19 protein-coding genes are annotated in these 22,733 nt (G+C 56.0%); 3 read left to right on the top strand and 16 right to left on the bottom strand.

Translation table 11 applies throughout. From position 1 onward, the window contains the following. A partial coding sequence (locus AC221Y_RS04065) for a class II D-tagatose-bisphosphate aldolase non-catalytic subunit (RefSeq protein ID WP_486706822.1) occupies nucleotides 1–218 on the top strand: 218 nt, incomplete at its 5' end. 897 nt (nucleotides 219–1,115) lie between these two features. On the opposite strand, the gene AC221Y_RS04060 is transcribed toward AC221Y_RS04065, so the two are convergent. The 7 genes from AC221Y_RS04060 to AC221Y_RS04030 form a co-directional block, all read right to left on the bottom strand. Beyond that, entirely contained in the window at nucleotides 1,116–2,069 is a 954-nt protein-coding gene (locus AC221Y_RS04060) for an SIS domain-containing protein (RefSeq protein WP_486706821.1), read from the bottom strand. 28 nt (nucleotides 2,070–2,097) lie between these two features. Beyond that, complete coding sequence (locus AC221Y_RS04055; protein WP_299755724.1) at nucleotides 2,098–3,021, bottom strand: BadF/BadG/BcrA/BcrD ATPase family protein; 924 nt, start codon at nucleotides 3,019–3,021, stop codon at nucleotides 2,098–2,100. Beyond that, nucleotides 3,014–3,676, bottom strand: a complete 663-nt coding sequence (locus AC221Y_RS04050; RefSeq protein ID WP_486706823.1) for a DeoR/GlpR family DNA-binding transcription regulator — start codon at nucleotides 3,674–3,676, stop codon at nucleotides 3,014–3,016. Before AC221Y_RS04050 ends, AC221Y_RS04055 begins: the two co-directional genes overlap by 8 nt. 1,025 nt (nucleotides 3,677–4,701) lie before the next feature. Further along, a complete protein-coding gene (locus tag AC221Y_RS04045; RefSeq protein WP_486706820.1) occupies nucleotides 4,702–5,652 on the bottom strand; it encodes a hypothetical protein in 951 nt (316 codons plus the stop codon). An 8-nt stretch (nucleotides 5,653–5,660) separates the two neighbouring features. Beyond that, nucleotides 5,661–7,316: an ABC transporter permease gene (locus AC221Y_RS04040; RefSeq protein WP_486706819.1), complete on the bottom strand. Its 1,656-nt coding sequence runs from the start codon at nucleotides 7,314–7,316 to the stop codon at nucleotides 5,661–5,663. After that, entirely contained in the window at nucleotides 7,313–8,398 is a 1,086-nt protein-coding gene (locus AC221Y_RS04035; RefSeq protein WP_486706818.1) for an ABC transporter ATP-binding protein, read from the bottom strand. The genes AC221Y_RS04040 and AC221Y_RS04035 overlap by 4 nt, the downstream gene beginning before the upstream one ends. Before the next feature lie 64 nt (nucleotides 8,399–8,462). Beyond that, complete coding sequence (locus AC221Y_RS04030; protein ID WP_299758539.1) at nucleotides 8,463–9,446, bottom strand: extracellular solute-binding protein; 984 nt, start codon at nucleotides 9,444–9,446, stop codon at nucleotides 8,463–8,465. A 370-nt stretch (nucleotides 9,447–9,816) separates the two neighbouring features. Between AC221Y_RS04030 and AC221Y_RS04025 the strand changes: the two genes are divergently transcribed. Continuing rightward, entirely contained in the window at nucleotides 9,817–10,716 is a 900-nt protein-coding gene (locus AC221Y_RS04025; RefSeq protein ID WP_486706817.1) for a phytanoyl-CoA dioxygenase family protein, read from the top strand. A 367-nt stretch (nucleotides 10,717–11,083) separates the two neighbouring features. Continuing rightward, entirely contained in the window at nucleotides 11,084–11,992 is a 909-nt protein-coding gene (locus AC221Y_RS04020; RefSeq protein WP_299756335.1) for a DMT family transporter, read from the top strand. 282 nt (nucleotides 11,993–12,274) lie between these two features. Here the strand turns inward: AC221Y_RS04020 and AC221Y_RS04015 are convergent, their stop codons facing one another. The 9 genes from AC221Y_RS04015 to AC221Y_RS03975 are packed head-to-tail and all read right to left on the bottom strand — an operon-like array spanning nucleotide 12,275 to nucleotide 22,720. Further along, nucleotides 12,275–13,504 (bottom strand): acyl-CoA dehydrogenase, encoded by a 1,230-nt coding sequence (locus tag AC221Y_RS04015; protein ID WP_299756337.1) that lies wholly within the window; start codon nucleotides 13,502–13,504, stop codon nucleotides 12,275–12,277. Then, nucleotides 13,501–14,913, bottom strand: coding sequence for an FAD-dependent oxidoreductase (locus AC221Y_RS04010; RefSeq protein ID WP_486706816.1), 1,413 nt, complete (start codon nucleotides 14,911–14,913; stop codon nucleotides 13,501–13,503). Before AC221Y_RS04010 ends, AC221Y_RS04015 begins: the two co-directional genes overlap by 4 nt. Beyond that, nucleotides 14,913–15,524, bottom strand: coding sequence for a cysteine hydrolase family protein (locus tag AC221Y_RS04005; RefSeq protein WP_299756344.1), 612 nt, complete (start codon nucleotides 15,522–15,524; stop codon nucleotides 14,913–14,915). The genes AC221Y_RS04010 and AC221Y_RS04005 overlap by 1 nt, the downstream gene beginning before the upstream one ends. Before the next feature lie 2 nt (nucleotides 15,525–15,526). Beyond that, nucleotides 15,527–17,572, bottom strand: coding sequence for a hydantoinase/oxoprolinase family protein (locus AC221Y_RS04000; protein ID WP_299756346.1), 2,046 nt, complete (start codon nucleotides 17,570–17,572; stop codon nucleotides 15,527–15,529). Then, nucleotides 17,569–19,302 carry a hydantoinase B/oxoprolinase family protein gene (locus AC221Y_RS03995; RefSeq protein WP_299756349.1) on the bottom strand — a complete coding sequence of 578 codons (1,734 nt, stop codon included), beginning with the start codon at nucleotides 19,300–19,302 and terminating at the stop codon, nucleotides 17,569–17,571. The genes AC221Y_RS04000 and AC221Y_RS03995 overlap by 4 nt, the downstream gene beginning before the upstream one ends. After that, nucleotides 19,292–20,149 (bottom strand): isocitrate lyase/PEP mutase family protein, encoded by an 858-nt coding sequence (locus tag AC221Y_RS03990; protein ID WP_299756352.1) that lies wholly within the window; start codon nucleotides 20,147–20,149, stop codon nucleotides 19,292–19,294. The genes AC221Y_RS03995 and AC221Y_RS03990 overlap by 11 nt, the downstream gene beginning before the upstream one ends. Next, nucleotides 20,146–20,649, bottom strand: coding sequence for a LeuD/DmdB family oxidoreductase small subunit (locus tag AC221Y_RS03985; protein ID WP_299756355.1), 504 nt, complete (start codon nucleotides 20,647–20,649; stop codon nucleotides 20,146–20,148). The genes AC221Y_RS03990 and AC221Y_RS03985 overlap by 4 nt, the downstream gene beginning before the upstream one ends. Then, nucleotides 20,646–21,908: a 3-isopropylmalate dehydratase large subunit gene (locus tag AC221Y_RS03980; protein ID WP_299756357.1), complete on the bottom strand. Its 1,263-nt coding sequence runs from the start codon at nucleotides 21,906–21,908 to the stop codon at nucleotides 20,646–20,648. The genes AC221Y_RS03985 and AC221Y_RS03980 overlap by 4 nt, the downstream gene beginning before the upstream one ends. Continuing rightward, nucleotides 21,905–22,720, bottom strand: a complete 816-nt coding sequence (locus AC221Y_RS03975; protein WP_486706815.1) for a GntR family transcriptional regulator — start codon at nucleotides 22,718–22,720, stop codon at nucleotides 21,905–21,907. The genes AC221Y_RS03980 and AC221Y_RS03975 overlap by 4 nt, the downstream gene beginning before the upstream one ends. Between the last annotated feature and the right edge of the window lie 13 nt (nucleotides 22,721–22,733).

Raw genomic sequence — 22,733 nt, 5'->3', positions numbered from 1 at the left:
GCGACCGCATCCGGTACTATTGGACCAATGCGAAGGTCACTGCGGCGTTAGACGCGCTTTTGAAGAATTTATCGGAGGCACCGTTGCCGGAAACGCTGGTCAGTCAGGCATTCATGGGGCTGGAGTTTGGAGAGATCTCGACCGATCCTTCGGTCCTGCTGGAAAAGCACATTAATCGGTGCGTTTCCCGTTATTTCCATGCGGGGGGCTTCTCCTGATTGACGGGCTTAGTCGAGAAACTGAAGGGCTTAAAGATATAGAGTGAAGTCGCTCATTCTTCAAAAGGCACATTGCAGAACACCAACTGTTTACGAAATTCCTGCCTTTTGGAAAACGCATCGATGAGCCGGTATTCGACCTGGACTCGACAGCCCGCAATTCAAACCCTAGGCGACTGCGCTATTCAACCGGCTAAGATAGTCCCGTAGGACGTCCGCAACACTGCTTCAATATCTGCGGGCAAGGTCTTTTGAGTAACGCCTCAGCCATAGCAAAAAAGTAAGATCGGTCGCTAACCGCCATGTGATTCGTAAGTTCACGGTGAAAGTCGGTTTTATCCCGCACTCCCGTCATAGTGGCGGTCAAAATGCTGCAGTCTAGACCAATGGCCGGTGAAGTGGTGCTGCTTTTTAGGACAGGTTTGCGGCTTAGCTAAGACGCATCAGGTCTATGTTCATGCCGCTTTTCGTATCTCCGATTTGCCAAAGTATGCGGGTCCGGTATTCGTTTATCAAGGGCGGTGTGAGGCCGCTCTGAGTTGCGGAAGCAGGGCTAGTTACTGATGATCCGTTTTGCTTGGAACCCCGGTTATCTCATGCACGTAACTTGCTTGAGAGGACGCCAGCCATGCCTTCAATAGCCTCCCGTTTCCATGCACTCGCCTGCGTCGGGTGGAGCTGGCGCTGGCTCCTATCTCTTGAACTGTTTTGTCTCCGCGCAGCGCCTCAAGCACCACAGCAGCCTTAAACTTGTCTGAAAGGTTCCGTCGCTTCGTCATTCTTGTATCCATTCGTTCGTGATGGATAAGTCTTAACTCGCTGTCCAATTTTAGCGGATCACTTCATTGCGGCCGGCACCGTGATGCTTGGGCAGATCCAGAAAGGCATCAAGGGATATCATTTGAGCACAACCACCTTGCTTAGGTGACGAGGGGCAGTTGTGTCGATACCTTTGGATTGCGCGTGGCGTTCCCCCAAAAACTGAAGCGCTGGCAGAGCCTCTGCTCCGGCCAGATCACCGATCGCCTTAACTGGCAGTGAAATATCACCGGGACCGCCGATCCCTAAAACGAATGCGCCTTTTGCCTGTATTTCGTTGACCAAATCGGCGTCCGCCTTTGCGGTGTCGCTATGGTAAAGCATGACCACAGCAGAGCCCTCATCAATCAGACTTATCGGGCCATGCCTGTATTCACCGGGATGAAAAGTTTGCGTTGCAGCAATCGCCATTTCCATGAGTTTCAGGCCGCCCTCGAGCATGATGCCGTAATGCGCGCCGCCCCCCAAGAAGACCACGTGACTGCGAGAGTGAAATATCGTTGTGTCCGCCGCTTGCATAGATGCAAGCAAGACCCCTGCCTGATCTGCCAGGGCGTCATCTACTTTCAGCCCCGCCATCGCATAACCTGCCAACAGCATGAGTGAGGCAGATGAGGTCATCACGATCCCTTCGTCGGGATGCGTGTCAAAGACAATCGCGATATCCGAGGCGGTTTCGAGCACTGTTCCAGGAGCACAAGACACGCTGGTTACGTGCAGCCCAAGTGCACGACTGGCCGTTGCCGCGCGAACCGTCTCAGTGGTCGTCCCGCTGCGTGAAAGTGCTATGATTTCAGCAGGGGCGCCATCGGGCAAATAGGCTTCGCGTCGGTCGAACCATTCGCCGGCGGGTACGGCCATGGCAGTGTGGCCAGCCGCGCTAAGGGCAGATGCGACAGCCAACGCTAGATTATAGCTGGTCCCACATCCGATGACGATGCGGATTGCATCCGATACAGGCAGTGCGGCGGGCATTTGCGCCTTGCGCCAATAGTCGAACTGACCGGTTATTCCGCTTACGGTTGAACTCATTTTTCGGTCCTTTTTTGGCGTAAAAGTTTCATGATTGGTCAAGTTGGGCGGCAATGCTCGCTGACCATTCCGCGTCGACCGACCATTCGGCCATTGCCGAAGCCAGCATTAGGCCGCCCCCGAGCGTTGACATTGCGGGTTGGCTTTGCGGGCCAAGTTTTTGTTGAACCATCGCCGCAATCCGGTTGCTTTGGAAAACTGACCCGGCCGAACACCATTTATAGGGGGCGGTGGCTTTGGATCGCTCAGCGACCGACTGCGCCAATGCAACTAAGTGCAGTGCAGCTCCATCCAATATTGATCTGGCGATTGCGTCACCCTTTGTGTCCAGTTGATCAACAGCGCGTGCGACTTCTGCAACTTGTGCTCTTGGTGCCGGACTGGCGGCGACCCACTCCAACAGACCAAAAGGGTGGTTTGGCGCATCTAGAGCATCGCTCAACCGACTCGCAAATTGTACATCAGGCGCTCGGCCATCGATTTCGGCGGCAGCGTACGCAAGGGCCTGTTGACCAATCCAATAAGCGCTGCCCTCGTCACCAATGACATAACCCCAACCGCCCGAACGTACGATACGGCCTTGTCTTCCACCTACCGCCATCGACCCCGTGCCACACAAAACTAACACGCCGTCACCCTTTGGGAAGGCGCCGTGGAACGCCAATTCAACATCATTAAGAATATGACAGTTCGGTCCAAACCGTTCTGCCACAAATCTCGTGACATGTGCATCAATGCTGGGAACTTCGCCGTAACCCGGCATTCCCAATACGAGTAGTGCGTCTTTTGGAATTTGCGCCAGAATGGAACCCAGTGCGCTTTTCCAATCGGTCCCGTCTTGCGGATTGCAGCCTAGAGCATTTGGCAACTCGTGCACCTTGCCATCCCGTCTTGCAATGACTGCGGCTGTCTTTGTGCCCCCGCCGTCTATTGCCGCAATCGCCCTATGCATGAATCACCTGCTGGGACTTTTCGGTTTCTGTCGGCGCAAAGTTTCCACCAGATCGTTCGATATACTTGGCAAACTCACCAGTTGGCTCGGCTTCTGAAGTCGGCGTGTGACCAATGGCAAGCTGTTCCACCGAATGTGTCACGCGAGAACCAAATTTGCTGCTATCCGCAAAGTCTGTCACACGAGCGCTGCGACGGACCATTTGCGCGTTGATCGCCGCCTCTTCGGCATCAAGGCTTATCAATTCCTCCTCAACATCGATTGCTTTTTTCCCAAGAAACAAGCAGTCGCACCAAAGCTCTTCCATCATTGAGCTTGCGGCTGATCCCACCGTCGATAACTTTTCTATTCGAGGGCGGCCACCGATGAGCGTCAATTCGATACTGGGAACATGTGCGAACTCTTGAGCGACCACCAAACCTTTGGTGAAAATTTTGATCGACGAACCCATCCCCCGAATATACCGCGCAAGCTGCAACACGGCCGTCCCCGCATCCCCAAAAGGCCTTTCGTTCGGCCTTGTCCTCTGAGATGCGGCAAAAGCAATGGTGCATCTCGCGTCAATACACCCTTGCTCGCGCTCCCAAAAAGCAAGTGCTTTGCGTGATCCAGTTGCAATATGGGCAGACCCATTTCGCTGCTCAATCCGACCCATTTTCTCCAGCTCAATCAGGTCTCGCTGGATAATCGCAAGCGAGGTGCCAAGTGTGGTGGCGATGCGTTCTACTGATGGCCTGTCATTGGCCAAGAACAGCATAATCAATCTTGATTTTCGGTCCGTAGCCATATCTTCTCTCCGGTTTGGGTACTCATGCCAGCGAAATAGATCAATCCCAATCAAAAAACTGGCTGTCACTGAGTTAAAAACCTTGATCCATTTGGCGACTTCGCTTTTCTTGCCCGCGAATTCTGCAAAACGCCGAACCAGGCGCTTTAGAGGTTTCTGCCTAGTTTTCCGGCACTAACTGTACCCGAGGGCAGTGCCAGAGAATGACTTGCTGTTAAAGGCCGGGAACGTCCTGATCCAGGGCGGCAACAATCATACCTGGTCAAATCGCGGAAATGAACCTTGCGTGGTTGCGAAAGTGTTGATCAACGGAGTGATCCAACTCGATGCACCAGACGAGGAGGCAAAGGGAGTTACAAATAGAGAGAAATCCATATTCAAATAGCTCAGCAGAGAATTAGTGGCTAACCTGCTGAAAAATGCGCCCGGGATAAACAATCAATGACGGTTATCTCAGGCAGTAAAGATGCCGGGTCATGTTGACGTGTATTATTCATTTAGAATCCCGCATTCATACTTGGCGACGCCAGATAAGATCAGGCTCCAAGAGAATTTGGATTTTGAAGTACATTTTCGAGTGCTCCTAGCGATCGCAGCTGTCGTCCTTGATCACAAGAAAATGCTGCGCGATGGCGTCACGGCACGAAAGCAAAAGCCGCTATGCAGCGTTGGGGCAAAGGACATGTGGTCGGCTTGGGCCGTTCATAAGGAGCCCAAATTCCGCATCTGTAAAAAACCAGTGAATAGAATTTTGTAACTGAGGGCTCACTGCTGCCATTGGCCATCGACTTTACCTTTGCTTTGCAGACCCTGAAACGCGGTCTTTTGCGGACCGCGCAGCATTTGACCGGCTTAACGTCGAGTGTAAGCAGTGGCCTATGGAATTAGGTACTTTATTCCAGAATTATCACTGTTCGGTCGTCAAAAAATTCAGTGCGGCTCGATCCCTTAACCGTTGCGAAACGACCTATCTTGTGAAAATCTTGTTCCTCGGCAGTTTGGAATGTATCCTCCCAAGCCGCTGTCGTGGCTTCTTCAGGCAAACACGGATAGCCGTCGGTGAATATTTCAACGCTCGTCACGTCGGCCTTCGCTCGCTCGAAGTCTTGGAGCTCTCCTAACTGGGGTGTAGTTCCGTTCATGGTGTCGAAACACAACGGGTTCCCCGTGGTGTTCCCAAACCCATACTGAGTCTGAATTCCCCCCATAAGAAAGCCTGAGACAAGATCCGCCACATCGCTAAGCCCGAGTGCTTCAATTGCTTCTTCCACGATTGCTTGCGCACGCGCTGCATAAATAATTCCCTCAGAAATCGCATTGTCAAAGCCCAGGAAAATGCTTCTGCGTGTCAATGCTTCGACTTCGTCGAGATCCATATTCTTGGCAGCAAGTTCTTTGAACACGGCCACGCGCGCGGCTGTCGACACATGATCGATGACTTTTTGGTGGTGGTGAACTTCGAGGCCATTCAGTCGAATGCCGCTGTCTCCGAGAAGAATGAACCGCCAGCTCTCGCCACAATCAAGCGCGACGGCAAGGGTTGTCGAAGGTGGAATGACGAGGTTGAGCGGGTCAGTTCTTTCCTTCAAGATGGCAGACAGGCGGTTGATAATGTCTGAGCCCGGCAAAGTCCTGAAAACCGGATCAAACGCCATTGCAGCCATTTCTGATGCAACGATAGTCGCAGCCAACCGTCCTACGGCTACGCCATCGACAACAGTGCCGCGAGGATCGGTTGCACCATCAAAGACCCCGTAGAGTACGCCAGGCACAACCAGCGGCACATCATCTCCTGGCGCTGAGCCATCACGGTATTTCGATCGGTTGAAAACTTCTAAGCGCATAGGCACCCTCAAAGAAAAGCGGAGTTTCTGTTTTCGGTAAATCGAAAGACAAAGTAGACGCAGACCCCAGTACAAAGCAGTAAGACCGTCGAATGCGCGGCAGCCAAACCGAATTCACCATCAAGCACGGCCAGATAGATCGACACCGGCATGGTAATCGACCCCGCGTCATAGAGGATGAGAGTTCCAGAAAGTTCGTTAATAGCCGTGATAAAGCCCATTAGAGATCCAACGATAAGACCCGGTAGAATCAGTGGGACAGTTACTTTCAGAAAGGCTATCAGCGGCGGCGCGCCGAGATTGATGGCTGCCTCTTCCATGGATGGCTTAACCTGCCTGAGACTCGATGTCGTTGACCTGACGCCGTACGGCAGGCGCCTGATAAAATAGAGCATTACCAAGAGCCACGCGGCCCCGATCCCGCCGAAGAAGCCAGAGCGGAAGGTTGTGACAAAACCAATCGCCATCACCACACCTGGAATGAGGTATGGCACCATCATCATAAAATCAATTGCACCTGATGCGGTCGTTTCGCGTCGGACAATTACATAGCTGATCAGCGCTGAAAATGCCGTGATCAGCACCACTGCCGCAGTAGCGAATAAGAAGCTGTTCGCAATAGCCTCCGGTGCAGTGCGCCAGATGCGGCCATAGCTTTCAAGGCCGTAGCCACCCACGAAAACCGGACCGTTTGTCTTCAGGAAAGATGTATATACGACAACGAGCGACGGCAGCATCGCAATAAGAACCACACCATGGCAAAAGCCGTGCACCGCAACATTCCGCCATCCAGTGAGGTGCGTTTTGACCGGCAAATTCGTGAGGCTGCTCGCGGAACGCCGTTTTGCGAGGATACGGCGCTGGGCCAGCAAAGCCAGCATCGAGATAGCTATCATTATCATTGACACGGTGACCGCCATTGTCGGCACCCCCCCAAGTTCCGACCGATACGCCGAAAAAGCGATTGTAGACAGTGTCCGGAACCCGCGACCTAAGATGGCCGGCGTCCCGAAATCTGCAATCGACAATACAAAACAGATGATTGCCCCCGTGCTGATCGCCGGAAAAACAAGAGGAAGCGTGATCTTCGTGAATCGTTGCAATGGTGTGCAACCAAGATTCTCTGCGGCGTCTTCAAACGACTTGTTCACCGCCATCAGCGCAGTCTGGGTCATCAGAAAAACGAAAGGAAAGAACTTCAGTGTGAAAACAAGAACAATGCCGTGTGCGCCATATATTGTTGGCGTCTCGATCCCGATCCTTCCGAAAAAATTCGTGATAAAACCGTTGGAGCCGAGCATCATGATCCAAGCGTAGGCGCCAATGAATGGCGGAGATACTAGTACAAGAATTGCAAGCGTTGAAATCCAGGCCCGGCCCCACAAGTGGAAACGCGCGGTGAAAAATGCCAGCGGAATACCCAGCATACAGGCCCCTAATGTACCCAAAAAGCCAACAAACAACGTGTTCTTCAGTCCTTTGAGATAGAAATTCCGCGTAAAGACTTCGACGTAATTGCCCAACGTCCATTTCAGCGTATCGGCGTCAACAAAAGACAACAAAAGAACGCGAATAATCGGGATCAAAAGTAGTACGACAAGAACAACCAAAATAACGCCAGTCACGACGGTCCAAAAGTCAGGTCTGCGCAATTGCCTGATCATCCGACGCGCCGGCCAACTTCAGTCGCCTCAAAGAAGGCCAGATCATCACGTTTAACCAATACCGTGACAGAACTGCCGTTGGCTAATTCAATAATAGCGGGGTCTGGGCGTGCCAGGGATTTCAACTGTTCGCCACCGTCGGTGATCGTAAGCACTTCCATTTCTCGTCCGATAAAACTGACATCTAATATCTTAGCCGGGATCGCGATCTCTTCAGGGCTCGGAGTGACGTGACCCGATGCAACGCGTAGCGTTTCGGGCCGCACGGCACAGGCGATTTCTGTAGCATTGAATCCTGCCGCATCGAATACTTTCGCCCCACTCGACTTCAGCGAGAATTGTCCCCCCTCTTTCGACAGGGACATGAAATTGCACGCGCCGACGAAGGTCGCAACAAACCTGTTCTCAGGGCGCAAATATATGTCGAGCGGGCTAGCCGCCTGCTGAATGACACCCTGATGCATAACGCAAACGGTGTCAGACATCGCCAAAGCCTCTTCCTGATCATGTGTTACATAAACCGTGGTTATCCCAAGATCGCGCTGAATACGGCGCAGTTCTGCGCGCAGGTCCACACGCAGGCGCGCATCAAGGTTCGACAGCGGCTCGTCCATCAAAAGCACTTTTGGGCGGATCACGACGGCTCGCGCAAGTCCGACACGCTGCTGCTGCCCGCCTGACAACTCGTGCGGCATGCGATCTGCGAAAGCACCCAGTTGTACAACTTCTAGAACGTCAGCCACGCGTTTTGAAATGTCCGACGCCAACACCTTGCGTTGCCTAAGGCCAAAAGCGACATTGTCGCGAACGCTTATATGCGGAAAAATCGCATAATCCTGAAACACCATACCGACGTCTCGCCGATAGGCAGGAAGGCCCTCAATCGACTTGCCATCAACTTCGATACGTCCGGCATTCTGGTCATGGAATCCGGCAATTGTTCTAAGCAGCGTAGTCTTGCCACATCCGGATGGCCCAAGAAGCGTAAAGAAGGATCCAGACGGAATTGAAATATTTATGTCCGACAGGGCCACCACATCGCCATAAAGCTTGCGGATTCCCTTAATTTCGACCGAAGCCATTCAGTTCACCCGCAATAATAAGGGGCCGGGTCCGGTCAAGCCGGACCCGGCGATTGTAGTTTACTTATTGAACGTCAAGCACCATGTCTTTCCACTGGTCAACAAGGCGAGCCCGGTTGTCAGCTGCCCACTTACCATCGTAGCCCACCGAATTCACTTGGGCCAACGGCAACAGCGCTGGATTAGACCCAACGTCTGAACGTACGGGACGACGCCCTTGTTCGGCCACAACCGTCTGTGCTTCTTGAGACAACATGAAGTCGAGAAATGCCTTGGCGTTGTCGCCATTTGGTGCCCCGGCAATCAATGCCATGGCGTCCGGTGCAATTGCTGTGCCTTCTGCCGGATAGACGATCTGCACCGGCCCGCCGCCTTCAACGTAACGCAATGCTGCGTCTTCGAGTGTCACACCAACAGCAAGTTCGCCGTCATTGACAAAACGCGGTACCGCGCCGGAGCTATCGGACAAAACGAAGTTTGAGAGCATACCTTTATAGACTTCCCAGCCCGCTTCTTCACTATCAAAAGCTTGCAGGACGGTCGCCAACTGAATGTAGGCGGATCCGGAGGCTTCGGCACGCGCTGACGAGATCATTTCGTCGTACATCGGATCAGCCAATGCGGCCCAGCTGTCGGGGACTGGCTTGCCGTCGAGTTTGCTCTCATTGACGATAAAAGTCATGACAACAGCGGTGAATGGGGACCACATATCGCTTTGTTTCATGCCGTCGGCAAGCATGTCGGTACCCGCGGCTTCGTAGGCTTCAAAAAGCCCCGGGTTAAAGTCGATCACAGTGCCATCCACGCTCCAAAGAACGTCGCCCATCGGAGAGTCGGCCTCAGCCGTCAAACGGTTTAGCAGTTCGCCAGAGCCCGCCTTGATGATTTCGACAGACGTACCGGTCTGCTCTTCAAACATCGGCACCAACGCGTCGATGAAGTTTTGCGGGACGGCCGTATACACCGTTACAATTCCATCCGCTGCAGCCATTGACGCGCTAATTGCAATCACGGACGCAAATGCCGTGGTCTTGATCGACTTTTTCATGTGACCTCCAAGAGTCGTTTGTGCCGGGTTGCTTTCCCGACCGCACACGGTGCATTCATCGCGCCGTCTGACTACATTGCATTCCAAAATATTATATGAGTCAATACCTTGGTACTGTCAGACGAATGATAACTAGTCTCCACTAGTGCACTCGCCCTGCCCGGCTCAAGACAGTTTTCTCTGACAGCGCCCTCAGGTCGTATGTCAGGCCCGCATCACGGTACGGGGCACCCAGAAGGCTTGATTGGGGCACAAATCAGCGGCAACATGCGGGAGAACGCATTCTCCTTGGGGAATGTCGGATACAAGTTTATCGGGTCGTTGTGTTTCCCATGCTCGACACCTTGAAACCGGACTAAAGGATAATGCGATGAGCGAAGTGCTGACGCAGGATCAGATAGATTTTTACAACAAAAAAGGCTATTTGATCGTTGAAAATCAAATACCGGACGATGTTATTGCTAACATTCGCACCGAAATCACCCGGTTTGAGGAAGAAGCGCGCGGCCTGACGGTCAGCAATGACCGCCTAGACCTTGAAGACAGCCACACGCCCGAAGCACCGCGAATTAGGCGGATCAAGCTGCCTCATACGATCAGCGATGTTGCGCGTGATCTGATGTATTCAGATCATGTACTTGCCTCGATGCGCGATCTGATTGGTCCTGATCTGCGCCTGCACACCAGCAAACTGAACATGAAATGTGCCGGCTATGGTGCGGCGGTGGAATGGCATCAGGATTTTGCGTTTTACCCGCACACCAATGACGATGTGATGGCCGTCGCCGTAATCCTTGACGACATGGTGCTGGAAAATGGCCCTTTGATGGTGTTCCCCGGCACTCATAAGGGGCCGATATTTGATCATCATTCAGATGGCGTGTTTGTCGGAGCAATGGATCTGGCCGCGAACGGTTTGGACATCAAAGATGCCGTGCCACTGATGGGGCCTGCTGGATCAATCTCTATCCATCATGCGCGAATTGTGCATGGTTCTGCGTTGAATACATCCACACAGGATCGCCGTTTGCTGTTCTTTGAGGGCATGGCGGCAGATGCGTTTCCGGTGATGGGGTCAATGACCTCTTTCGGCTCGCTGGACGAGTATAACGAAAAGATGCTGTGCGGGACGCCGTCGATCACCCCTCGGCTCAAAGATATCCCGGTGCGCATCCCGTTGCCACAGCCAGAAAGTCGTGGCTCGATTTATGAGATCCAAAAAGGCCTGCAAAACCGTGGCTTTGGAATTTATGAAAAAGAAGATGCATAGGCGCGCGAACTCATCGTGGTGATATGCTTTAAAAGAAAAAGATACTCACATCCCGCTCTATTGAACCGGTGACGTCCCCTGCCCCCGGCACGAAGCGGCTTGAAGTCGATGACTTGATGAGAAGTGTCAGATTAGTCGGTTCTTTTCGTTCTGCCGTCGCCCTGAGCGTTTAGGCTCGGACATAATTTCTTTGTTTGCTTGATAAGCAACAAACAGCGTGACGCGAAAGCGGCCGAAAATCCTGTCCCAAACTCTAAACGATGAGTTTAATCTGACAATGCCCCCGGCGATATAAGCTTTTGGCTGGCAGGCCCAAACGTCATGATGTTTAGCTAGGTCGGTGGGCTACTCGTGAAAGGCCAGCTCTATGGACTTCCCTAGAACGCGGGCACTCGGCCTGGTCGCCGCGCTTGCCACGGTTACGATATGGGCGGCGTTCATGCTGGTCACACGGTTTGCCGTGCAGGGAAGTTTCACTGTCGAAGAGCTTCTAGTCCTGCGCCTCGTTCCGGGCGCATTGGTGATGGCTCCGCTTATGTGGCGACTGGGTGTCGTGCCCTACGGGCAGTCCCTGCCACGCGCAGCAATATTGATGGTTGGTGCCAGCGCAATCTTTCCCTTCGTGATCTCTAAAGGACTGACCTATGCGCCCGCCTCGGACGGCGGGGCACTGGCGCCGGGAATGCTGCCGTTCTGGACTGCGCTGGCGGCCTATGCCATGGCCGGAGAAGTCACCGGACCGCGCCGCCGACTTGGTTTAGCGATGATCCTGTCCGGTGCGATTATCGTCAGCCTATGGCAGATGCTTGCGGGACCGGACGACGGCGCATGGAAAGGCCATTTGATGTTTTTGACGGGGTCGGGTGCATTTGCTGTCTACTCCGTTATTTTTCGTCAAAGCGGACTCAGTCCCTTGCATGGGCTGGTCATCGGCCTGTTCTGGGGAGCCCTACTTGTCACCCCACTGCTACTCGCGACGGGCAATGTGAGCTTTGCCACAGCAAGTCAGGTCGATATCGCAGTGATGATTGTGCTTCAGAGTTTCATAATCGGTATTCTGGCGATGTTCTTGTTCGGCTACGCGGTGCAGATTCTCGGTGCTGGCGAGACCGCCGCCTTTGGAGCGCTGACTCCTATCCTTGCCTTACTGGGAGGCGTGGCGTTTCTGGGCGAAACCGTTACGCCTCTCAAGGTAGCTGGCGTCGCCCTAGTCGCTACCGGGGTCTTCCTGGCTTCAGGTGTTTTGAGCAAATCTCCCTCGATGCCCGCATCATGACACCAACAAGCACCCTGTGTAGAAAAGGGCCGCGTACATAAGCTGTGCTGCAATATTAAAGCGGCGGCTAAGTCCCTATGGTTGACAATGGTCGGCTCCGTAGCGCCACATGGTTTCGCGGTTAAAATGGTAGGTGGAAACTCTCGCACCAAACGTTCAACCAAAGATCGGTCTTTTGGCGCTTATCCTCTGACCGTACTCCCCTGCCCGGCTCAAGCTGATTTTGTCTTGAAACTGCCTACGGTTCCGTCCGAATCCCCATACGAGACTGCGATGCCCGCCTCAAAAAAACGCCTGAAGCCCAGTCTGTGCTCGACCCAAGATAAGCGCATGTACATCATGTGTGCCTTCGTAGGTGTTTACGGTCTCAAGGTTCATCATGTGGCGCATCACCGGGAACGCATCCGAAATACCATTGCCGCCATGCATGTCTCGGGCCATGCGCGCAATATCAAGCGCTTTGCCGCAATTGTTGCGTTTGATTAGTGAGATCATCTCGGGCGAGGCACGGCCCAAATCCATCAGCCGCCCCACGCGCAATGCGGCCTGAAGGCCCAGCGTAATTTCGGTTTGCATGTCCGCCAGTTTCTTCTGGAATAGTTGCGTTTGCGCCAGCGGACGGTTGAACTGTTTGCGATCCAGTCCGTACTGGCGTGCGCCATGCCAGCACTGCTCGGCCGCCCCTATGACGCCCCAGCCTATACCGAACCGCGCCCGGTTCAGGCAGCCGAAAGGACCCTTCAGTCCCTGGACACCTGGCAAAAGCGCATCTTCCGCGATTTCGACATTCTCCATCACAATCTCGCCCGTTACACTGGCACGCAGCGAAAGCTTCCCGCCTATTTTAGGAGCGCTCAAGCCGGACATGCCCTTTTCCAGCACAAAGCCCCGGATCTTGCCGTCATGCGCATCAGACTTGGCCCAGACCACGAACACATCCGCAATGGGAGCATTCGAGATCCACATTTTCGAACCGCTGATCCGGTAGCCTCCGTCAATCTTCTGCGCGCGGGTTTTCATGCCCGCTGGGTCAGAGCCTGCATCCGGTTCTGTCAATCCAAAGCAGCCAATCAGACTACCAGCGGCGAGGCCAGGAAGGTATTTCTGCTTCTGCTCTTCCGAGCCATAGGCATGAATTGGATACATTACGAGGCTGGACTGCACACTCATCATGCTGCGGTAGCCGGAATCGACACGCTCGATCTCGCGCGCAATCAGACCATAAGTCACATAGCCCGCGCCAAGTCCCCCGTATTCCTCCGGGATCGTAGTGCCCAGCAGTCCTGCCTCACCCATTTCAGCAAAAATTTCGGGCGCAACTGCCTCGTCGCGGTAGTCTTGGGTCACGCGTGAGGCGAGTTTGTCCTCAGCGAAAGCTTGTGCTGCATCACGCAGCATCCGTTCGTCTTCGTCTAACTGGTCCTCCAGCAAAAACGGATCGTCCCACAAGAATGGGCCCAGATCGGGGCCCATGCCAGCTTTCACTACTCCCTCCAGAGCGTCGTCAATCATGTATATTCTCCTGTCGTTTGAGCTGCTGCATGGCGGCCAGCTAGATAGCCATAGGCAATCGCGGTCAAAAGTCCGTTGCCTGACAGATAGCCTTCTACGGAAGGGCCAGATACCCCACACGCCGCTCCACCTGAAGCGTAGAGGTTGGGGAAACTGGTACCGTCCACGCGCATAACCCGGGCGTCATCTGCAATCACCAACCCGCCTTGGGTATGGAACAGCGCACCTGTCACCTTCACCGCATAGAACGGGCCAGCCAGGGGGACAGTGTTCGAGAAATCGCGCCCCAGCGGATCAGTGCCCTCGCCTTCGGCAAGCGCCTGCACCGCGGCAATCGTCTCCGCAATCGCGTCACTGGGAAGACCCGTCGCCTCTGCCAACTCCGCCACAGTCTCACCTGAACGGATCGCGCCCGCGTCAACCGCATCAAGATAGTCGGGAAAGCCTGCGACCGCGAAATCGTGGCGGGCTTTATCAAAGATATTCCACGCAATCCCGCCCGGCTGACCAATAACTTTGACCGCTTGTTCGGAATATCCGCCCATTTCGTTCGAGAAGCGCCGACCTTCTGTGTTCACCTGAATAGCGCCCTGCATCATCAGCGCCCATGAAATAAGGATGCCATGGGGATGTGCCAATGAGCCGTGGCCCTGATATCCCGAGAGGTGCTTCAACTCGGCCCCCAATGCCTGGCCCCAAACAACCGCGTGTCCAGTGTTGCCCGCATGGCCATAGTATTCTCCCTGCGCAATCTGGGGGATGTACTCAGCCACCATATCGGCGTTCCCGCCGTATCCGTTGCAGGCTAAGATCAACGTCTTGCAGGCGATCACTTCGACCGAGCCATCGGGACGGGAAACCCCGACCGCGAGTGCTTTGCCTGCTTCATCGACATAGAGAGTTTCCGCCAACGCCTCAGTTACCAGCGCGATTTCAGCCTCCGCCACAGCGGCCAGCAGGCGCGCCTCAAGCGCCGCGCCGGTTTTCTCAGGCACTGCGTGCATTCGATGTCGCGTATGGCCGGGGTAAAGGAAGTCATCGAGGACATGCCATTCGACCTGCGCAGCATCGGCGAGCCATTCCATCGCAGGGCCAATCGTCCGAGCGGCTAACCGGGTAAGCCGCTCATCGGATTTGCCGTAGGATTTTGCCATCAGGTCGGCGCAGAAAAGATCAGGCGTATCATCGGTCACGCCAATAGCATGCTGAAACAGAGTGCCGGGCGCGGGGACAAATCCCGAAGACATTGAGGTGGACCCCGACGGCGAGGCATCGCGTTCCAACACCACAACCTCGGCCCCTTGCTCAGCAGCGGCAAGGGCCGCGGTCAGGCCGGAGGCCCCTGCCCCGATGATGACCACATCGGCAGTGAAGCCAGGTGTCGGCGTTTCGTGGCTGATCTGCGGCATCAGGATGCCTCGATCACGGCTTGCGCATCGGCGCAGGTAAGGACCTTACCCACCGTCGAAAGATCAGCAATCGCGCAGTCGTGCGTGGCTTGCGTGAAGGCTGCGCAGCCATCCGATAGCACTAAGGTTTTGAAGTCGCGCACATGGGCAGCACGAACGGTGGAGGCAACGCCCCCGTTCGTGACGATCCCGCAAACAAGGAGCGTGTCAATGCCTGCCTTGCGCAAGCTGAACTCCATTCGCGTCTGGTAGAAAGCTGAGTATGCAACCTTTTCGACAGTTATATCAGCGGGTTGCAACTCGTCGACCAATGCATGGCCCCAGCCGCCCGGTGCAAAGTCGCCTTTCCCAAGGAAAGGGCGGATTGATTTCAGGTGCGGCGCAATAAACGGCTCACCTTCCTTGCCCGGCACCAACGTAAACTGGGTCGAAACGATCCAGCCACCCTTCTCGCGCAAGGTATTAGCCACGGGCAGCACCCGCGCGGGCAAAGCGGCAATTGCCTCAGAGGTTTGACCGCCGCGAGCATAGGCGCCATCGGGATGAAGGAAATCGTTTTGCAGATCGACGATCAGAAGACCTGTGCGGGCGGGGATTAATTCTAAGTCCATGCTTATGCCTCCGGGCGAATGACGAGGTTTCCGAACCCATCGACCGTCGCCACAAGGCCCGGATCGACAAAAATGGTCGTATCAGGTTGCTCAAGGACCGCGGGCCCCGCTATGCGTTCGCCTACCGCCAACGAAAGTCGGTCAAAGAGACCCGCCTCGTGGAACGCTCCCTCGGCCCATACCGTGCGTGATCCAGTGCGACATTCATCGGCCGACTTACCGTCTTTGGGTGCAAAGACCCCCATGTCGAAAGCCGGGCGACGTCCGATCACAGTGACGCGATAATTCATCACTCGCAGCGGAATTCCGTCGAGTAGCCGCCCGTAGGCCGCGCTATAGGCCGTATTGAAGGCTTCCTGAATAGCATGGGTGGTCAGGCCGACCGTCGGATCGACGGCAACCGCGACGGTGTGTGTCTGGCCGATGTAGAGCATGTCGAATTCGAACACTCGATCGATGCGAGCGAAAGCGGCGCCAGCGGAGGTCACGACGGCTTCCGTTGTGCGCGCCACGCTTTGCAGCTCCGATCCCAAAGCGGCGGCGTCGATGTCAGACAGAAGGCGGTTCACCGTTTGCACCCGGTCATGGCGCATATCGGCGACCACGCAGCCTAGCGCCGAAGTGACACCGGGGAAGCGCGGAACTAGCGCCGAACCGAGCCCAACTTCCTTGATCAGCGCCCCCGTATGAAGCGATCCGCCACCCCCAAATGGCATAGCGGCAAATTTTGACGGATCATGTCCCTTCTCGATTGATACGAGCCGGATCGCCCCTGCCATCTTTGCATTAGCCAGACGCAGAATCGCCTCGGCTGCCTCCTCAACGGTCAGGCCGAGCGGATCAGAGACATTTGTTCGAATGGCTTCGCGCGCCGTATCGATATCGAGGCGGTCAAGTTTGCCGCCAATTGGGCGGTCAGGATTTATGCGCCCAAGGATCAGGTTGGCGTCTGTCACCGTGGGGCGCTTGTTACCAAGACCATAGCATACGGGGCCAGGGTCCGAGCCCGCCGATTCCGGACCAACCGTTAGCAAGCCACTGGCGTCCAAGCTGGCGATGGAGCCACCGCCCGCGCCGATGGTGGTGATCTCGATCATCGGGGTACGCACGACCATGCCAAAATCAATTGAAGTTTGCGGGGCAAGGGCCGCGGCCCCTTCCGCCACCAGAGACACATCGAAGGAGGTGCCGCCCATGTCGCAGGTTACAATGTTTGAAAAGCCTGCCGCCTCAGCGATTGCCTGTGCCGCAATAACGCCTGCCGCAGGCCCCGAGAGCGCGGTGCGCACAGGGAAGTCCTTGGCCGTGCCTACACCCATCACGCCGCCATTGGACTGCACGATCAACAATTCCCCGTGGAAACCCTTTTTATCGAGCCCCTGCTCCAATCGGTCTAAATAGGAGGAAACGACAGGCTGCAGATAGGCGTTCAGCGTGGCGGTTGAGAGGCGTTCAAACTCCCGAATTTCGGGCAGTATTTCGGTGGCAGCAGTCACGTAGGCCGTGGGCCAAACGCTCCGGACGGCCTCAACAGCAATCCGCTCGTTCTCGTCATTGGCATAGCCATTGATGAAAAATACGCAGACAGCTTCGCACCCGGCCTCAGCCAGAGCGCGGGCTTGCGCCTTGACCGCTTCGGGATCAACATCTTGCAGGACGGTACCATCGGCTAGCACGCGCTCTTCCACCTCGACCCGGTCGGGTCGATCTACGATAGGATCGAAGGACCCTCGCAAACCCCAAGTAGTCGGTCGATCGCGGCGGCGCATTTCCAGCACGTCGCGGAAGCCTTCGGTGGTAATAATCCCTGTGCGCGCTCCTTTGCGTTCCAGCAGCGCATTGGTGCCCACCGTCGTGCCATGGACGACGGTACGAATATCACCGAAATCAGCAACCTTGCGCCTGATCCCTTCGATGAACCCCTTGGACTGGTCGCCACGGGTGGAAGGAACCTTGGTTGTTTCAACTTGCCCGGTGGCTTCATTGTAGACGAAGACATCAGTGAACGTCCCACCCACATCGACTCCAATTACGATATTGCCGCTCATGCCGCGCGCTCCCTACGGAGGGCGGTTGTTGCCCCATCATCTACCGACCCATCAGGCAAGATCACAACGCCGTAGGCTTCCCTAGCCTTCTCGGCGCTGACATAGCCTTCGATTACATCTGCTCGCACAATTTCCGGGTCACGCAACAGTGCATCTCCGTAGCCTCCGCCACCAGGGGTCTCAAGCCGGACGTGTTGACCATTCTCGATGTGAATTCCGACCATTTTCGAGACCATGGGCGGGGTGTGCTCGCCATCGGCCTGCTCATAGAAGAACTTGTTCGTGGAAGCGTCGCCACCGCCGACTACGCCGCGTGGCGGAACCTTGCCCCGCTCACCAAAGAGGAAGACGTCCGCCTCCTTTTCCAGCAAAGAGATCTCGTAGATCGCCCCAAGCCCCCCGCGATAGAGACCTGCCCCGCCTGAATCGGGACGCAGTGCCCATTTGGTGAAGCGTACAGGGTAGGCGGATTCAAGTATTTCCAGAGGCGGGATCGTCGCGGTGGAGATCGGCGCATTGCCATGGTTAAGGCCATCGCCAGCCCCATGCGCGCCATGACCACCACCAAAGAACGAGAACATCACCCACCGCGCGCCATTGGCGCGGTGCCCGGCCAGAGACAGCGCGTTAATAGTCCCATAGGCGCACGCCATAGCGGATTTAGGCGCGACTTGCGCCATCGCCTGAAATACCACGTCGATAAGGCGCAGAATGGTCTCTGTGTAGCCGCCAACGGGTTTTGGGGCTTTGACCGATAGCAGAGAGTCCTCATCGATACGGAACTCAACCGGCTCCAACACGCCTGCGTTGGCAGGCACGTCACCAAATATATGCTTAAGGGCCACGTAACAGGCGGCAATCGTCGTGGCGCGTGAAATATTCACCGGCCCTTGGCAGGAAGGCGAAGAACGGGTGAAATCGAGGATCATCTTGTCGCCTTCAATCGTCATATCCAGCGCAATTTTCAGCGGCACATCGTCGATGCCATCATTGTCCAGCCAGTCTTCGGCCGAAATTGTCCCAGACGGCAGGTCTGAAATCTGCGCGCGCATCATGGTGGCTGCGCGGGCCTTAAGCGCCACCAGCGCCTTGCGCGCAGTCGGTACGCTATATTCATCAAGCAGTGCGTTGAGGCGTTTTTCGCCAAGATCCATCGCGTTAATCTGACCGTTTAGGTCCCCATAAAGCGATATCGGCTGGCGCGAGTTGGCAGATAGTATATCGACAATGTCTTGGCGAAACTCGCCCTTGTCGTAGAGCTTCACCGGCGGGATTAGCATGCCTTCCTGAAAACACTCCGTCGCGGCCGGATTATAGTTACCTGGCACATTTCCGCCCACGTCATGCCAGTGGCCTACCGATGCGAGATAGCAGAACACCTCACCTTCGCGGAAAACCGGCTTCACAAGGCGGAAGTCCGACAGGTGGGTACCACCGTCGTAGGGATCGTTGAATATCCAAACGTCACCTTCGTTCACGCCGCCTTGAGTGGCGGCCTTTCGAATCACAGCTTTGACCGCGAAGGCCATCACCCCCACGAAAATCGGCAGGCCAGACTTGCCTTGCACCAGCGTATCGCCTGTATCCGCGTCATAGAGGCCGTGGCTCGCGTCATGCGCCTCGGCAATGATCGGATTGAAGGCCGAGCGGAATAGCGTCGCGTCCATCTCATCGGCGATCTGCTCGAAGCGACCCTTCAGGATTGCGAGGGTGACTGGGTCAATCTCCATAGGAATCTCCCTGCACAAGCATTTTGTCGGTTCCGATGACCTCGTTGAGGCCAGCAAAATCGAACATTCTGTCTTTGAACTCTTCGTTGGAGCCCGTGGAAAGTAGGCCGCGGTAATAGTCGCCGACGGTCTTGGCCATGGCGCGCACGACGCCGCCTGGAAAGATGACCAGCGAGAAGCCGAGGCTTTGCAGGTCATCCGTGCCGTGGATTGGAGTCTTGCCGCCTTCGACCATGTTGGCCATCAGCGGGATGCGTCCGCTAAATGAGCTCGCGATCGTTTCAAGCTGCGCTCGGTCTTGCGGTGCCTCGATGAATAAGACGTCGGCGCCGGCTTCGACATAAAGCTCGGCTCGGTCAAGGGCTGCGTTTAAGCCTTCCACCGCGATCGCATCGGTGCGTGCAATAACAAGTGTTTCCTCGCTGGAACGTGCATCGGCAGCGGCGCGGACCTTCCCAGCCATTTCCGTCGCGGAGATCAGAGTCTTGCCGTCTAAATGCCCACAGCGCTTGGGCATGGTCTGGTCTTCCAGCTGCAGTGCATTGGCGCCTGCCCGCTCGAACACTCGCATGGTGCGTTGCACGTTCAGCGCGTTGCCGAACCCGTTGTCGGCATCCACGATCAAAGGCAGCGTGACCCGGTCGCGGATCAATGCGATTGTGTCAGCGACTTCGGCCATGGAGACCAGCCCGATATCCGGACGACCAAAGCGCGTATAGGCTATGCCAGCGCCAGAAAGGTAAACTGCCTTTGCCTTGGATTGCTCGGCGATCAACGCTGTGAGCGCATCGCACACGCCGGGCGCCAGCAAGATGTCGGGCCCGCTGATAAGGGCTTTCAAGGTCATTCAGCAGTTCCTTTATGTTCCGCGGCGATACGTTTTTTCAGATGGGGCACAAGGCCACCGTTGTTGATGATTGCGCGCAGATTTTCGGGCATTGGCTCCAGTGCGACGTCCGTGCCTTTGGTAGTAAGCCGCAGAACGCCTCCTTCAGGATCAAGGGTTGCGGTATCACCGTCGGCCACATCATCGATTGATGGCGCGATCAGAACGGGCAGGCCCAGATTGACGGCATTGCGATAGAAAATGCCCGCGAATGACAGCGCCACGACGCCCGCAACTTGGAGATGGCGCAAGGCCTCGGCGGCTTGTTCACGCGAAGAGCCTGCCCCGAAGTTGCGCCCTGCCACGACGATATCGCCGGGTCGGACAGTTTGGGCGAACTCCGGGCGGATCGCCTCGAGGCAATGGGTGGCAATCGCCTCAATCCCGCCGCGCATGTATTGGCCGGGAGCCAACTGGTCGGTGTCGATATCATCGCCGAACAAGAAAATACGACCGCTCATGACAGCATCTCCCGTGGGTCAACGATATGACCGGCAACAGCCGTGGCGGCCACTGTTAATGGCGAGCCGAGCCAGACTTGGGAAGACGCCTCGCCCATCCGGCCTTTAAAGTTGCGCGCAGTTGAGGAGATGCAGGTGACATCTGCGTCCAGCCGGTGTGTTCCATAGCCTGCACAAATCCCGCATGCATTCGGCAGAACCTTGGCACCAGCCGCCTCGAACACCGCCATTATACCTTCTTGGGTAGCGCGGTCTTGGTCGCGTTTTGATGAAGGGGCGACAAGCAACTCGACCCCGGCGGCCAGCTTGCGCCCTTTAAGGATCCGGGCTGCGGCTTGCAGGTCCTCGTATTTCGCCCCCGTGCAGGCCCCGATATAGGCCACGCTTACGGCTGTTTTTCCCGCTTCATCGGCGGGCATCGCGTTAGCGGGGGAATGGGGAGCCGCAACTTGTGGAGCCAGAGCGGTGGCATCGAATGTATGATGCTCAAGGACTTCGGCCCCCTCATCAGTGTGGAGATCGCTGAGGTCTGGAACCGCGCCGCCCACACTGCGCAAGAAGGCTGCAGTTACTTCGTCAGGAGCCACTAGCCCGGTTTGGCCGCCCAGTTCTGCTGCCATATTGGACAGCGTCATCCGTTCTTGCATCGATAGCGCTTTGATCGCCTCACCGGTATATTCGATGGCCTGATATTTGCCCCCGTCCATACCCAGCCGCCCGCACAGTGCCAGCATAATGTCTTTCGCCATAAGCCCGTCTCCAAGCTGTCCGGTCCATGCGATGCGGATCGTCTCAGGCACTTTCACCCAGATCTCGCCGGTTGCGAGCACACCTGCCATTTCAGTCGCGCCAATCCCGAACATGAACGCGCCCATGGCCCCGCCGGTGGGCGAATGGCTGTCACCGCCAACGGCGAACATGCCGGGCTGGAGCTGGCCGCTTTCGGGCAGCACAACGTGGCAAATCCCTTGCCCGTCGTGGAAGCGCACGCCGGTTTCACGCGCCCAAGTGCGCGTGAGAGCTAAGATCGAGGCCCCTTCTTCGGTGTCGCCGGGCACGAAGTGGTCCGAAACGAGAAAAACTTTGTCTTTATCCCAAAGCCCAACGCCAAGTTCTTTGAGGATTGGGGCAACGCGACGCGGCCCACCCGAGTCGTGGATCATCGCCAGATCAACCTTCGCGGTCACGACCTCACCGGCTGTGACGTGATCACGTCCTGCCGCGCGCGCGATTATCTTTTGGGCGAGAGTTTGTTTCATGGGGCAATGCCCTCCTCAGCCGACCAAAGCGGGCCACCAGGTCCTGCTTTGCGGATCATAGACATCTCGATGTGGTAAAGCTCCGGCCGGTAAAGGGCGCGGATATACTGTACAACACGGTCATCGGCGCTGCGGGTGATGCGACGCACCTCCAGCAATGGCTCGCCTGCGTGAATTTCCAAGGCTTGCGCAGTATCGGGGGCTGCGAGCGTGGCCGAGACAGTTTGGCGGGCCGAGGCAATCTTGTGGCCTGACCGCTCCAACAAGGTCAAAAGCGCGGATTTACGGAGATCCTCAGGCGCAAACCCGCGACCAATCACGCCGGGCAGGAAACACACCAAATAAGACATAGGCACGTCGTCCAAGGTTCGAACACGGACCGAGCGCTGGACTTCTGCACCTTCAGCGAGTTCCAAAACGCTGGCAATATCGGGGCCGGCACTAAGATAATCGCAAGACAGCAGGCGCACTTTGGTGGCGCGTTCCATCTGGCTGACGCTTTCCAACCAACCGTCAATAGAGGTGCGCACGGCGGCGGGACCTGCTCGTTCCAGAACCCGCGTTCCGCGCCCGCGTTCGCGCTTAACCAGACCTGCTTCTGCCAATTCATCAAGCGCGCGTTTTGCCGTGATACGCGAGACGCCGTAGTCGCGCGACAGATCAAACTCACCGGGAACAACTGCGCCGGGGCTGAACTCGCCACTGCTGATCCGGTTTTGAAGCTGGACAACCAATTGCTGATAGAGCGGCACGGGTGAAGCGTCATCTAGCAAAGCCAGATGAGCCTCTCCAGCGACGGAGGAGCGGGCCACGCGGCTCATAGCC

The organism is Boseongicola sp. (assembly GCF_057460485.1).
Note: the sequence above shows the minus strand (reverse complement) of the source record. Positions and strands in the feature narration are given on the sequence as shown.